Source organism: Verrucosispora sp. ts21 (genome assembly GCF_002879555.1).
GTDB lineage: Bacteria > Actinomycetota > Actinomycetes > Mycobacteriales > Micromonosporaceae > Micromonospora > Micromonospora gifhornensis.
Genome location: NZ_PNOZ01000018.1, coordinates 65753 through 79036, shown reverse-complemented (window position 1 = coordinate 79036; position 13284 = coordinate 65753). Strand labels below are relative to the sequence as shown.

Annotated in this window: 10 protein-coding genes; 4 read left to right on the top strand and 6 right to left on the bottom strand. The window is 72.6% G+C overall.

What is annotated here, in order from left to right; translation table 11 throughout:
• Window positions 1-15: 15 nt before the first annotated feature.
• Both C1A38_RS10490 and C1A38_RS10485 read right to left on the bottom strand, forming a co-directional pair.
• Window positions 16-765 carry a sugar isomerase domain-containing protein gene (locus C1A38_RS10490; protein WP_102657641.1) on the bottom strand — a complete coding sequence of 250 codons (750 nt, stop codon included), beginning with the start codon at window positions 763-765 and terminating at the stop codon, window positions 16-18.
• Complete coding sequence (locus C1A38_RS10485; protein ID WP_102657640.1) at window positions 762-1721, bottom strand: MurR/RpiR family transcriptional regulator; 960 nt, start codon at window positions 1719-1721, stop codon at window positions 762-764. The genes C1A38_RS10490 and C1A38_RS10485 overlap by 4 nt, the downstream gene beginning before the upstream one ends.
• A gap of 189 nt (window positions 1722-1910) precedes the next feature.
• Between C1A38_RS10485 and C1A38_RS10480 the strand changes: the two genes are divergently transcribed.
• Together C1A38_RS10480 and C1A38_RS10475 are read left to right on the top strand one after the other, a co-directional pair.
• Complete coding sequence (locus C1A38_RS10480; RefSeq protein WP_233196758.1) at window positions 1911-2990, top strand: N-acetylglucosamine kinase; 1080 nt, start codon at window positions 1911-1913, stop codon at window positions 2988-2990.
• A gap of 40 nt (window positions 2991-3030) precedes the next feature.
• Window positions 3031-4470, top strand: a complete 1440-nt coding sequence (locus C1A38_RS10475; RefSeq protein ID WP_102657639.1) for an acyltransferase family protein — start codon at window positions 3031-3033, stop codon at window positions 4468-4470.
• Here C1A38_RS10475 and C1A38_RS10470 read toward each other — a convergent pair.
• Both C1A38_RS10470 and C1A38_RS10465 read right to left on the bottom strand, forming a co-directional pair.
• Complete coding sequence (locus tag C1A38_RS10470) at window positions 4442-5932, bottom strand: CoA-acylating methylmalonate-semialdehyde dehydrogenase (protein ID WP_102657638.1); 1491 nt, start codon at window positions 5930-5932, stop codon at window positions 4442-4444. The genes C1A38_RS10475 and C1A38_RS10470 overlap by 29 nt on opposite strands.
• A gap of 58 nt (window positions 5933-5990) precedes the next feature.
• A complete protein-coding gene (locus C1A38_RS10465) occupies window positions 5991-7298 on the bottom strand; it encodes an aspartate aminotransferase family protein (RefSeq protein ID WP_102657667.1) in 1308 nt (435 codons plus the stop codon).
• Window positions 7299-7542: 244 nt separating this feature from the next.
• On the opposite strand from C1A38_RS10465, the gene C1A38_RS10460 reads away from it, so the two are divergent.
• Window positions 7543-8634 (top strand): hypothetical protein, encoded by a 1092-nt coding sequence (locus tag C1A38_RS10460; protein WP_233196757.1) that lies wholly within the window; start codon window positions 7543-7545, stop codon window positions 8632-8634.
• A 39-nt stretch (window positions 8635-8673) separates the two neighbouring features.
• On the opposite strand, the gene murD is transcribed toward C1A38_RS10460, so the two are convergent.
• A complete protein-coding gene (gene murD / locus C1A38_RS10455) occupies window positions 8674-10020 on the bottom strand; it encodes a UDP-N-acetylmuramoyl-L-alanine--D-glutamate ligase (RefSeq protein WP_102657637.1) in 1347 nt (448 codons plus the stop codon).
• A gap of 88 nt (window positions 10021-10108) precedes the next feature.
• Between murD and C1A38_RS10450 the strand changes: the two genes are divergently transcribed.
• Window positions 10109-11464 (top strand): MurL-like N-terminal domain-containing, encoded by a 1356-nt coding sequence (locus C1A38_RS10450; RefSeq protein ID WP_102657636.1) that lies wholly within the window; start codon window positions 10109-10111, stop codon window positions 11462-11464.
• Between the two features lie 2 nt (window positions 11465-11466).
• On the opposite strand, the gene C1A38_RS10445 is transcribed toward C1A38_RS10450, so the two are convergent.
• Complete coding sequence (locus tag C1A38_RS10445; protein ID WP_455565549.1) at window positions 11467-13266, bottom strand: PucR family transcriptional regulator; 1800 nt, start codon at window positions 13264-13266, stop codon at window positions 11467-11469.
• Window positions 13267-13284 lie beyond the last annotated feature (18 nt).

The window sequence follows — 13284 nt, the reverse complement described above, 5'->3', positions numbered from 1 at the left end:
CCTTGGGGTGTCGGGTCAGGCGGTGCGCCGGAGACGCCCGGCGTACCGCGACTCGAGGGCGAGGTTGTGCGCGTCCCCACCGGGGACGTTGGCGGAGAGGTAGATAGGGGGCACCTCTCCGACCTGGTGGAACCGTCGTACGACCTCCGCGGTCAGCAGCTGCGCCAGCAGCGCCGAGGTGACCGAGGAGACCGCACAGACCGCGCCGCCGCCCTCGAGCGGCAGCAGTGCGTCGCCGTACGGCGCGCCGTTGTCCAGCACGACGTCGGCGAGTTCGACGAGCCGCCGGCCGGACGGGTGGCGCGGAGCGACCCGACCGGTGTGCTCGACCGAGGTGACCGCGATCAAGGGGTGACCGCGTCCGGTGGCCAGCAGGGCCAGTTCGACAACCGACCCGTTGATGCCGGACTGGGACGCCACCACGAACACGTCCTGCGGCTGCGGTGCGGCGATCTCGTACAGCTGGTGGGCGACGGCCGGATCGCGTTCCAGCTTCGGGTCGGTGAGCACGTCGCGCGGGGCGTCGCCGTGCAGGACCAGGTCGTGCAGGCTGAGCCGGTTGGCGGGGACCAGCCCGCCGGCCCGGGCCACCAGTTCGGCGGCGAACGCCTCGGAGTGGCCGGCGCCGAACGCCTGGAGCACCCCGCCGGCCCGCAGGCTGTCGGCGATCAGGTCGGCGGCCCGGCCGAGCGGTTCGGCACCGGCGTCGACGATGTGGTCGAGCACCGGCCGGACGGCGTCGGCGTACCCCTGGGCACTGATCATGCGGTGGCTCCCCTCGCGGCCTTGTGCCCGTCGACGGCCTGGGCGGTACGCCGGAAGGCCGCGTGGGCGCGGTCGTGGGTGCGTTGGGCGACCGCGATGTAGAGCAGGTCCAGCACCACCAGTTGCGGGTGCCGGGCCGACAGCGCGTCCGGGCGGAAGGTGGTGGCCTGGCTCGCGGTGAGCAGCACGATGTCGGCCAGCTCGGCCAGCGGGGAGCGGCGGAACCCGGTAAGCGCGATGGTGGTCGCCCCTCGGCTGCCGCCCTCGGCGAGCATCTCGATGGCCTCCCGCGTCTGGCCGCTGTGCGAGATGCCCAGCGCGACGTCGCCCGGCCGCAGCAGCGCGGCGGCGGCGAGCCCGGAGTGCACGTCGTTCCACGCCCACGCGGCCACCCCGATGCGGTGCAGGCTGAACTGCATCTCCTCGCCCACCAGAGCGCTGCCGCTGGCACCGAAGATGTTGACCCGGCTGGCCCCGGCGATGGCGACCGCGGCCCGTTCCACCTCGCCGAGGTCGAGCAGGGCGGCGGTGTCGTGCATGGCGCGGGTGTCGGCGACGATGATCTGCTCCAGCACCCGTTCCAGCGGGTCGCTCGGCTGGATCTCGCGTCCGATGTCGACGCTCCAGCCCGCCGAGCGGGCCCGGCCGGTCTCGGCGGCGATGCCCAGCCGCAGGTCGGCGTAGCCCTCGAAGCCCATCGCCCGGCAGAACCGGGTGACAGTGGCCGGTGAGGTGCCGCTGCGTTCGGCCAGCTCGACGATGGTGGCGCGGGCCGCCGCCTCCGGGTCGCTGAGCACGTGTTCGGCGACCCGGCGCAGCGCGCCGGTCAGCTCGTCGGCTCCGGCCCGTACCCGGGCCAGCACCCCGTCGGAGGCGACACCGACCCCTCGCCGGTCGACCCCGTCGGCATCGGCCACCGCGGTGCCCGCGGAGCTGTCCGCCTCGTGATCAACCATGGGACGCCTTTCCGAAAAGACTGTTAACTGTTAGTGGTAAAAGTTCTTACTAAAGCCACCTCCATGTCAAGACCATGGGCGAAGTTTTCAAACTGTTACCTGGGACATTCCGGCCCCGACAGTTGCGCCCAGCGCCCCGGCCAACGACCGTGACCAGCCTGAACGCACATCGATCAAGGAGGTGGGACAGTGTCCGGCAGCGTCGTGGTCGGTCTCGATGTCGGCGGTACGTCCACCCGCGCGCTCGCGGTGACTCTCGACGGTGACCGCCTCGGCACCGGCCGAGCCGGCGGCGGCAACCCCACCACCCACGGTGCCGCCCACGCCGCCGAGCAACTCCTGATCGCACTACGACAGGCCCTCACCGACGTCGACCCGACCCGCGTCCGGGCCGGCGTGATCGGGCTGGCCGGAGCCGGCCGACTGCGCGCCGATCCTGCTGCCCGGGCCGCCGTCGACCACGCCTGGGCCGCCGCCGGGCTGCGCTGTCCGTACGCGGTGCACGGCGACGCCCTGATCGCGTACGCCTCGGGCACTGCCGACCCCGACGGCACCATCCTCATCGCCGGCACCGGTGCCGTCGCCGCCCAGGTACGCGACCTGCGGCTGGACCGCGTCGCCGACGGGCACGGCTGGCTGCTCGGCGACGACGGCTCCGGCTTCTGGCTCGGTCGACAGGCGGTACGCCGACTGCTCGCCGCCCTCGACACCGACACCGACCCCGGCGACCTCGGCCGACGCGTACTCACCGAACTGACCGGCTCGGCCGAGGTGGCCCCCCACCCCCGGACCACCGTGGACACCCTCATCCAGACCGTCACCCGCCGCCCGCCGGTGGAACTGGCCCGCCTCGCCCCACTCGTCCTCGCCGCCGCCGACCCCACGTTGATCGGCGACGCCACCGCCACCGCGCCGATCGGCGACGCCACCGCCACCGCGTTGATCGCCGAGGCCGCCGACCTGCTGGTCGCCACCGTCCGGCAGATCCGTCCCCCCGACGACAGGCGGGCCCTGGTGCTCGGAGGTGGTCTGCTGACCGGCGACAACCCGCTGGCCGCCTCGGTGCACGCCCAGGCCCGCCGACAGTGGCCGCACGCACCGATCACCACGGCCGGCGACGGGGCCGCCGCAGCCGCCTGGCTCGCCGCCCGCACCCTGCCCGAGGCGACCGCCCCGACCACCCGTCACAGCGACACAAGATCACGCTCGATGTGGGATCGAGTGGTATCGGAGACGATGGCAAACCACTCGATCCAGGATCGAGCGTGACCTTGTCGGATGATCATGGCGGCTCGCATACGCTCGGTGCATGCGCCGGTTGGCCCGACTCGCCGCACGGACGCCGGCCGACCGCGAGCGCTACCTCGATCTGCTCCGCGCCCTGGCGATCGTGCTTGTCGTTTTCGGTCACTGGATGATCGCCACCATCTACTACGGCCCGCACGGGCGGCCCGACGGGCACTCGGCTCTGCCGGCGATGCCCTGGGCCTATCCGCTGACCTGGTTGGTCCAGGTCATGCCGGTGTTCTTCCTGGTCGGCGGGTACGCCAACGCCGCCTCCCTCGCATCGCAGCGGGCCCGGGGCGGGGACGCCACCGGATGGCTGCTCGGACGCAGCGCCCGGTTGCTACGCCCGACCACCGCACTGGTGCTGGTGCTCGCCGGCAGCGCCCTGATCGCCCGGCTGGTCGGTGCCGAGCCGGGTCAGGTGCGTACGGTGATCTGGTTCGCCACCGTCCCGCTGTGGTTCCTCGCCGCCTACCTCGCGGTGGTGCCGCTGGCCCCGGTGATGTACGCGCTGCACCGTCGCTTCGGGTTGGCGGTGCCGGTGGCCCTGGCGCTGCTGGTCGCGCTGGGTGACCTGGGCCGAGCGTTCGGCCCGACCGAACTGGCGCTACCCAACTACCTGCTCGGCTGGCTGGCCATCCACCAGATCGGCTTCGCCTGGTACGACGCCCGCCGGGGCAACTGCCATCCGGCAGGGGGCTTCGCCTGGGTCCGGACCCGTTGTCTGCCGATGTCGCGGCGGGCAGCGTTGCTGATGATCGCGGGCGGGCTGGCCGTCGCGGTGCTGCTCACCGGGCCGGGACCGTACCCGGTGAGCATGATCAACGTGCCGGGTGAGCGGCTGGACAACGCCGCCCCGCCCAGCGTGGTGCTGCTCTCCGTGACCACCGCCCAGCTCGGGCTGATCCTGCTGCTGCGGGAACGGGCCGAACGGTGGCTGCACCGCAGTCGACCATGGCAGGCGGTGATCGGCGTCAACTCGGTCGTGCTCACCGTCTTCCTCTGGCACCTCAGTGCGGTGATCCTGCTGGTGGGCGCGTTGGACAAGCTCGGGGTGCTGCCCACTCCGGAGGCCGGTACGGGAGCCTGGTTCGCCTGGCGGCTGCCCTGGCTGCTGATGCTGAGCGCGGTGCTGGCCGTGCTTGTCACGATCTTCGGCCCGATCGAAGCCCGCACCGGCCGCTCCACAACGACCCGGCACCACCCCACTGACCACCCGACCACCGACCGGCAGCCCGAGCCACGCGAGAGCGGAGCCGGACGGTCGCGCCGGTGGGCGGTGGCCCGTGGCGCGACCGTCGTCGCCGGTTACGCCGCCGTCGTGTACGCGATGGCGGCCAACAGTGTCGCCGCGAAGACCGCGCCGGACCCGTTCGGCCTGCCGGTGGCCGCGCTGGTGGCGTACCTGGTCGGGGCGGGTGCTCTGCGGCTGCTCAGGTCTGGGTGGGGAAGCCGAGGTTGACCCCGCCGTGGCGGGGATCGAGCCAGCGGCTGGTGATTACCTTGCCCCGGGTGAAGAAGGCGACGCCGTCCGGGCCGTGCGCGTGCAGGTCACCGAAGAGCGAGGACTTCCAGCCGCCGAACGAGTAGTACGCCATCGGCACCGGGATCGGCACGTTGACGCCGACCATGCCGACCTCCACCTCGTGCTGGTAGCGCCGGGCGGCACCGCCGTCGTTGGTGAAGATCGCCGTTCCGTTGCCGTACGGGCTGGCGTTGACAAGTGCCACCGCTTCGTCGTACGAGGCGACCCGCAGCACCGACAGCACCGGCCCGAAGATCTCGTCGGTGTAGATCGACATGTCGGGGGTGACGTGGTCGAACAGGGTGGGGCCGAGCCAGAAGCCGTCCGGGTCTCCGTCGGGCGTCACGTCGCGGCCGTCGACCACCGGCACCGCACCGGCGGCCACGCCTGCCTCCACATAGGACCGGACCCGGTCGGCGTGCGCGGCGGTGACCAACGGCCCCATGTCGCAGCCGCGCCGACCGTCGCCGGTACGCAGTCCGGCCATGCGCTGCGCGATGCGCGCCACCAACTCGTCGGCGACCGGCTCCACCGCCACCAGCGCGGAGATCGCCATGCACCGCTCCCCCGCCGAACCGAACCCGGCGTTGACCGCCGCGTCGGCGGCCAGGTCCAGGTCGGCGTCGGGCAGCACCACCATGTGGTTCTTCGCCCCGCCGAGCGCCTGCACCCGCTTACCGGCCATGGTGGCGCGCTGGTAGACGTACCGGGCGACCGGGGTGGAGCCGACGAACGACACCGCCTTGACCGCCGGGTGTTCCAGCAGCGTGTCGACCGCCTCCTTGTCGCCGTTGACCACGTTCAGCACCCCGTCGGGCAGGCCGGCCTCGGCGAACCATTCGGCCAGCAGCAGGGCCGCGCTCGGGTCCTTCTCGCTCGGCTTGAGCACCACCGCGTTGCCCGCGGCCACCGCCACCGGCACGAACCACAGCGGCACCATCACCGGGAAGTTGAACGGGCTGATCACCGCGACCACCCCGAGCGGCTGGCGCAGACTGTACGAGTCGACCTCGGTGGAGACGTTCTCGCTGTAGCCGCCGCGCAACGCCGAGGGGATGCCGCAGGCGTACTCGATGACCTCCAGGCCGCGTTGCACCTCGCCGGCGGCGTCGGCGAGCACCTTGCCGTGCTCGGCGGTGATCACCTCGGCGAGCTGGTCGCGGCGGGCGTGGACCAGCTCCCGGAAGGCGAACAGCACCGCGGTCCGCTTGGCCAGCGAGGCGTCCCGCCAGCTGCGGGCCGCCCGCTCGGCGGCCTCCACCGCGACCGCGACGTCCGTGGCGGAGGCCAGCTCCACCTGCGCGGTACGCCGACCGGTCGCCGGATCGAAGACGTCCCCACGCCGCGCCGAACTGCCGCTGACCCGCTTACCGTCGACGAAGTGCCCGATCAGGTTCATGCTGGACCACCTTTCGTTCGCGACTGCGGGGCTCGCAGAACCGGCTCACTCCTCGCGCTCACGGGGTGACCGCCTCGGCGGCGCAGGAGCGGATCGCCTCGACCAGGATGGCCAGACCCTCACGGGCCTCGTCCTCGGTCAGGGTCAGCGGCGGCCCCATCCGCAGCACGTTGCCGTAGAGGCCACCCTTGCCGACCAGCAGGCCACCGGCCCGGCACGCCTCGAAGACGCCGGCGGCCAGTGCCGCGTCCGGTTCGGCGGTGCCCGGTCGGACGAACTCGACGCCGAGCATCAGGCCCTTGCCGCGTACCTCGGCGACGCAGTCGAGGCCGCCCACGGCGGCGCGCAGGCCGTCGACGAGGATCGCGCCGGTGCGGGCCGCGTTGGCCTGGAGGTCGTGGTCGAGCAGGTAGTCCAGGACGGCGTTGCCGGCGGCGGTGGAGATGGGGTTACCGCCGAAGGTGGAGAAGCTGATCGCCGGCACCGCCTCCATCACCTCGGCCCGACCGACCACACCGGCCAGGGCGAAGCCGTTGCCGATGCCCTTGGCGAAGGTGAGCAGGTCCGGGGTGACGCCATGCGCCTGGTAGCCCCAGAAATGCTCCCCGGTACGCCCCCAACCGGTCTGCACCTCGTCGGAGACGAGCAGGATGCCGTGTTCGTCGAGGACCTTCTTCCAGGCCGCGAAGAGACCGTCGGGGCCGTGCACGAAACCGCCGACGCCCTGGATCGGCTCGGCCAGCAGGCAGGCCACGTCCCCGCTGGTCTGGGTGGCCAGCACCTCCCGCAGGTCCTCCACCGCCGCGTCGATCCGGTCGGCCTCCGGCAGCCGGGACAGCAGACCGCGCAGCCGCTCACCGGAGTGCAGCCAGGCCACCTGGAGGGGGTTGAGCTGGCTGGCCGACCAGCCCCGGTTGCCGGTGATGCCCATCGTCGCGTACGACCGGCCGTGATAGCTGTTGCGGACCGCGAGGACCTGGTGGGAGCGACGGTAGTTGGTGGCCATCAGCAGCGCGGCCTCGTTGGCCTCGGTGCCGGAGTTGGTGAAGAAGACCCGCGCGTCCGGGATGCCGGAGAGTCGGGCGATCTTCTCGGCCAGTTCGACCTGCTGACGGATCAGGTAGAGCGTCGAGGTGTGCACGATCCCGGTGGCCAGTTGCCGCTGCACCGCCTCCCGGATCTCGGCGATGTCGTACCCGATCATGTTGGTCAGCACCCCGCCGAAGAAGTCCAGGTAGGTGCGGCCCTGCGCGTCGGTGACCCGGCGGCCTTCGCCGGAGACCACCTCGATCGGATCGGCGTAGTAGAGCGGCATCCAGGACGGAAGCACGGCCCGGTGTCGAGCCAGCAGGTCGTCGGAGGTCATCGTCGCACCCTTCGGTTCGCGGTAACGGCACGGTTTCACCACCGTCGCTGCCCGGACAAGAGTCAACGTGTCGCGGATGGACCCACACTCCCTGACACAACGTCAACGCTTTCCGTGGTACTTCGACCACATCGCCGCGCTTCCGGTGGCCGCTCTGGGCACTACGCCGCGTTTTCCGTTGCCGACCCGGCCGACATCTCGTTGCTGCGACGGAGGCACACCGCCGGCCGGTAGCATCCGATCCGTGTCTGAGTGTGCCGTTCCGTCGCCCGGCACCACCGATCCCGACCAGTCGTTCCCAGCGTCGCCGAGCACCCCGACCGTGCCCCTGCCGCAGGCCGCCCGGCCCGCTCGGGCCGGCGGTGCGACCAAAGCCGGCGGTGCGGCCGGAGCCAGCAGGGCCGGCGGTGGCGTGCGCGTGGACAGTATCGCCGGCTGGGTCGACAGTGCCCCGCTGCGCGGGCTGGTGGCGCACTTCGGCGGGCGATGGCCGCGCGGCGATCTCGGTGCGGTGCTCGCCGGCCTCGACGACTTCTCGGCCCGGTGCTGGGACTTCCGTGGTGGCCGGGAACGCCCCGAGGCCCGGGAACCGGCCCTCGACCCGGCCACCGTCGAGGTGGTGCACCACTGCGCCGACGCGCTCGGCCTGGTCCGCGCCCGGCCACCGGCCCGCGCCCGGTACGCCCACCTGGTGGTGCTGGGCGGACTGGCGCACGCCTGCCTGCGCCGGGTCGCGTACGCCGGACATCTGCTGCGTACCGGTGTGGACGTCGCCGGTGAGGTGGCGGTGCTGGGCAGCTTCCGGCCGTTGTCCGAGGTGGAACGGCGTACCCTCGCCGAGGTCGGGGTGACCGGCTGCGACACGGAGGTCGACGCGCTGGACGCGGCGGTACGGCGTGCGTTCGCGGTGTCCGCGCCGGAGGCCGAGGACGGTCTGGATGCCGACCACCCGCACCACTCCTGGTCGTCGCGGACCTATCGGCCGGCCGGGCAGCCGCCGGTGCGGGTGCTGGCTGCCCCGTCGAGCGAGCCGGAACGCCGTCGCGCGCACACCGCCGACACCCAGCGGTTCTGGGCCGAGCACGCCCAGTTGGCTCGCGCCGACGAGGTGCTGCTGGTCACCGCGCCGATCTACGTGCCGTTCCAGCACTGCGACGCGCTACGCACCCTCGCCCTGCCGTACGCCTGCGAGGTCGACACCGTCGGCGTCGACCCCACGCTGCCCGACCTGACCCGGCTGCCCGAGCCCACCCTCACCCCCGGCCGCTACCTGCAGGAGATCCGCTCGGCCATCCGCTCCCTGCGCGCCGTGCACGCCGCCTTGGTTGATCATTAGGTTCGCGGCAGCGGATCAGGACGTCCTCAAGAGGCCCGGTCACGGGGCGGTGGCGTGGATGGCTTCGGCGAAGACCTGGGAGCGGTGTTCGAAGTTGCGGAAGCGGCCGTAACTGGGGGCGGCCGGGGAGAGCAGGACGACACCGCCGGCCGGCGTGACCTGGCGGGCCAACTGGACGGCGGCGGTGAGGTCGTCGACCAGTTCGGTACGCACCTTCGGCAGGCCGGCCAGCGCTTCGATGATGCGCGGGCCGCTGTCCGGGATGCCGATGACGCTCAACTCCCGCTCCGCCAGGTGCTCGCGCAGCGGGGTGTAGTCGACACCTCGGTCGTTGCCGCCGACGATCACGGTCAACGGCCGCCCCTCGTACGCGTCGATGGCGTGGATTGCCGCGTACGGGCTGGTGGCCAGGGTGTCGTCGACGAAGGTCAGGCCGGACGGGTCGACGATCTCGGTCAGCCGGTGGGCCAGCCCCTGGAACTCCGCCACCGCCACCGCCAGGGTGTCCTTGCGCCCGACGACGTCCACGCCGAGCGCGTCGAGCACCGCCAGGGCGACGCAGAGGTTGCCCTCGTTGTGCCGGCCGACCAGCGGCAGCACCGCCCGGGGGAACAGCGGCCGGTCGACCAGGTGGAACCAGGGGGCGCCGTCCGGGCCGGCGGCCACGTTCACCGACTCCGCGGTGCCGGCGCGGATCGCCGCCCGGTCGCCCAGCTCGAACGCCAGCCGCGGGTCGGCGCCGTTGACCACCACCGTGCGCGGCCCGTACGCGATCAGGTTGAGCTTGTCGCGGTAGTACTCCCGTTCGCCGCCGTGCGCGTCGAGGTGCTCGGGGAACAACGCGGTCACCACCGCCACCCGGGGCGAGTCGGTCAGGTCGCTGCACTGGTAGCTGGACAGCTCCAGCACGTACAGGTCCGCCTCCGGCAGGTCCAGCGTCGGTACGCCGATGTTGCCGCCGAAGACGTTGGGCCGGTCCATCGCCGTCAACAGGTGGCTGATCAGGCTGGACGTGGTGCTCTTGCCCTTGCTGCCGGTCACCCCGACGGTGCGCTCACCGTGGTCGGCCATCCACAACGCGGTGCCCTGGGTGATCGTGGCACCCCGGCGACGCAGCTCCACCAGCCACGGGTGGGTCTGCGGCACGCCCGGCGAGCGGACCACCACGTCGGCGGCGGCCAGCCGCTCGAAGCCCTCCTCGCCGGTGATCAGCGGGGCGGCCTCGGCCAACGGCCCCTCCCACGGCAGGGTGAGGAAGTTCGCGCTGTCGTCCACGGCGACTAGGTCCGCCGGCCCGTGGGCGGCGATCGCGATCACCGCGGCCCGGCCCTCCCGGCCGGCCCCCCAGACGGCGACGGTACGTCCGCGCAGGTCAGACAGGCGCACAACTTCTCCTCGGGGCGACGACGGCAGGGCACGTACGCGGTCCGGCGGAGCCGGGCACGGCCGGACGAACCAGGGCCTAGTATGGCGTGTGCCCAACACCCAGCTGGCGCGGATGGACGCGTTCACCTTCCCGTCCTACTCGATCGACCTCTCCACCGGCGAGGCGCTGTTCGACTACGCGCTGAGCGGCCCGGACGGCGAACAGCGGTTCACCGAAGTGATCACCCTGCCGGTGCCCGAGCAGTCACCGTCGGACGCGGCTGTGGCAGCTCTCGGCCGGGTCCTGGAGCTGCTGCACGTGGTGGCCGGGGTCAGCTACTACAAGGCCGCCGCGCCGGGGCAAATCGTGCTGCCGGCGCCGCTCGGCCCGGCCGCCGCCGAGTTCGTCACCGCCGTCTACACCAAGGGCCTGGCCGAGTACGCCTACCGCAACCAGTTGCCGTACGTGCTGGAGTTGACGCCGCAGATCCCGGACGGCCGGGTACGCCCCGCCGCCGAGTACGACAACTCCGACCGGCGGCCGCTGTCGGCGGTCGGTGGCGGCAAGGACTCCATCGTCAGCCTGGAGGCGTTGCGCCGCGCCGGTCTCGACCCGGTGCCCTTCTCGGTCAACCCGAACCATGTGATCAAGGCGGTGAACGCCGCCTCCGGGCTCACCGCGCTGGCGGCGCGGCGACGCCTCGACCCGGTGCTGTTCGAGCTGAACGCGGCCGGGGCCCGTAACGGGCACATCCCGGTCACTGCGATCAACTCGCTGATCGCGGTCGCCACTGCGGCGCTGCACGGCCTGGGTCCGGTGGTGATGTCCAACGAGCGCTCGGCGTCCGACCCGAACCTGATCTGGAACGGTCACGAGATCAACCACCAGTGGTCCAAGGGGGTGGAGGCCGAGGGGCTGCTGCGGGCCGCCCTGGCCGAGCACGCCGGGCTGACCGAGCCGTACTTCTCCCTGCTGCGCCCGTTGTCGGAGCTGCACATCGCGCGGCTCTTCGCCACCATCGACCGGTACGACGATGTGGTGACCAGCTGCAACGCCGCCTTCAAGCTGCGCGACGCGAGCGACCGCTGGTGCCGCGACTGCCCCAAGTGCCGGTTTGTCTTCCTGGCGCTGGCGCCGTTCATGTCCCGCGAACGGATCACCCACATCTTCGGCGGTGACCTGCTCGCCGATGCCACCCAGATCCCCGGCTACCGGGAACTGCTCGGCGTCGACGGGCACAAGCCGTTCGAGTGTGTCGGCGAGGTCGAGGAGTCGGTGGTGGCGCTGAGCCTGCTCGCCCAGCAACCCGAGTGGCGGGACACCGCGGTGGTGACCGCCCTGGTCGCCGCCCTTCCCGACACTGCCTGGGAGACCGCCGCCACCTCCGACACCTTCACCCCGGGCGGCGGCCCCTCCTACGTGCCGCCCACCTACGCCAAGGCCCTGAACTCGCTCACCGCGTGATGTCAGGGGGCGCGGATGGCGTCCAGGGCGAGCAGGGCGACGTGCAGGGAGAGGCAGGCGTCGACCGAGTCCAGGTCGACGTCGAGGATCCGGCCGATGCGGGCCAGCCGTTCGTAGAAGGCGGGTCGGGACAGGTGCGCCGCCGCAGCCGCCGCCGACTTGTTCCGGCCCTGCTCCAGGTACGCGCGCAGGGTGCCGAGCAGCTGCTCGCGCGGATGCCGGGCGTCGTACGCCAGCAGGGCCCCCAGCTCGCGCTCGACGAACGTCTGCAGGCGCGGCTCGTCGCGTAGCAGGTGCAGCAGCCCGGCGAGCCCGACGTGCGGCAGCCGGAAGATCGGCAGGTCCCGCCGGTCCCGCCGGGCCGCTTCGGCGACCTGCCGGGCCTCGATGAGGGATCGTCCCGCCTCCCGCAGGCTGCCCACCCCCGAGCCGGCGGCGATGATCAGGTTGCCGGGGCGGCGTGACGCCGGGTCGGGCGGGCGGCTGTCGGGGCGGGTGCGGCGCAGCGCGGCCGCGAACGCCGTCAGGGCCCGCTCCTCCCCCGCCGCGTCGGCGAGCGCCAGCAGCACCCCGACCGCCTGGTCGTCTACCGCGCTGGTCAGGCCGGTGAGGTTCGCCTCGCGCAGCGCCTGGCCGACCGTCTCGGCCAGGTCCCGCAGGCGGGCCGCCCCGGGTTCCCCGCCGGCCAGGGCAGGATCACCACCCGGGTCAGCGGCCGTGCCGTTGTCCGCCGGGTCGTCGCCGCGATGCCGGACCACCACCCCGACCAGGTGTCGGCGGTCCAGCACCAGCCCCAGCGCCCGCGCCCGCAGGGCCACCTCGTCGACCGGCCGGGTGCGGTCCAGCAGCGCGGTGAGCAGGGTGCGGTGGATCTGCCGTTCCCACCCTTCGGCGTCGCGGCGGATCAGCCGCCCCAGCGCCAGGGTCGACGCGGCCCGCTCCACCAGGATGGTCAGCCGGGTCGGCGGCACGGCGAGGCCACGCACCACGTCGCCCGCTCCGTCGGACTCGCCGTCGCCCGGTCCGCTCGGGTCGGTGCCGCCGGGACCGAGGTCTGCGTCGCCCGAACCTAGGTCGACGCCGCTCGGCCAGCGCAGCAGCAGCCGGCCCCAGTCCTCGCCCCGGGCACCGACCATGGTGACCAGCCAGCCGCTGTCCGGGTCGTACGCCGTACGCCCGGTGGGCCGGATCCGCCGCGAGTGCTGCTCCCACCCGTCGAGCAGCAGTTCGGCGTTCTCCCGCGCCGGATCGTAGGCGAGCACCTGGCGGGACAGGTTCTCCAGCACCACCGGGCAGCCGGACAGCTCGGCGGCCTGCCGGATCACCTCGTCCGGTTCGGCGCCTTCCACCGACAGTTCGGTGAACCGCTGGTGGATCTCCTCGGTCGCCCGCAACTCGGTGAGCTGGGCGTCCACGATCAGGGCGTGCACCGCCTCGGTGATCCGTACGAACGGGGTGGCCCGGCGCAACTCCACAAGCGGCAGGCCGTGCCGCCCGGCGGCGGCGGCCATCACCTTCGGTACCCCCGTGTGGTAGCGGCGACCGAGTTCGACCACCAGTCCGGAGACGCCCACACCGGCCAGGTCGGCGATGAACGCCCGCAGCCCGGCATCGTCTGCCGGCAACCCGATGCCGGTGGTGAGCACCAGTTCGCCACCGCCGAGCAGGGTGGCGATGTCGGGCACCTCGGCCACGTGCACCCACCGCACCGGCCGGTCCAACCCCACCTCTCCGGCGACCAGACGCGGAGCGCCACGACGGACCGGGTCAAGCGCCAGGACCTGACGGACGGTGGGGAACACCCGCGACACGTTACCGTC

Excerpts from the sequence above, each read along its gene's own strand:
- C1A38_RS10490 (WP_102657641.1), bottom strand. The coding sequence starts at position 765 with ATGATCAGTGCCCAGGGGTACGCCGACGCCGTCCGGCCGGTGCTCGAC.
- C1A38_RS10485 (WP_102657640.1), bottom strand. The coding sequence starts at position 1,721 with ATGGTTGATCACGAGGCGGACAGCTCCGCGGGCACCGCGGTGGCCGAT.
- C1A38_RS10475 (WP_102657639.1), top strand. The coding sequence starts at position 3,031 with ATGCGCCGGTTGGCCCGACTCGCCGCACGGACGCCGGCCGACCGCGAG.
- C1A38_RS10470 (WP_102657638.1), bottom strand. The coding sequence starts at position 5,932 with ATGAACCTGATCGGGCACTTCGTCGACGGTAAGCGGGTCAGCGGCAGT.
- C1A38_RS10465 (WP_102657667.1), bottom strand. The coding sequence starts at position 7,298 with ATGACCTCCGACGACCTGCTGGCTCGACACCGGGCCGTGCTTCCGTCC.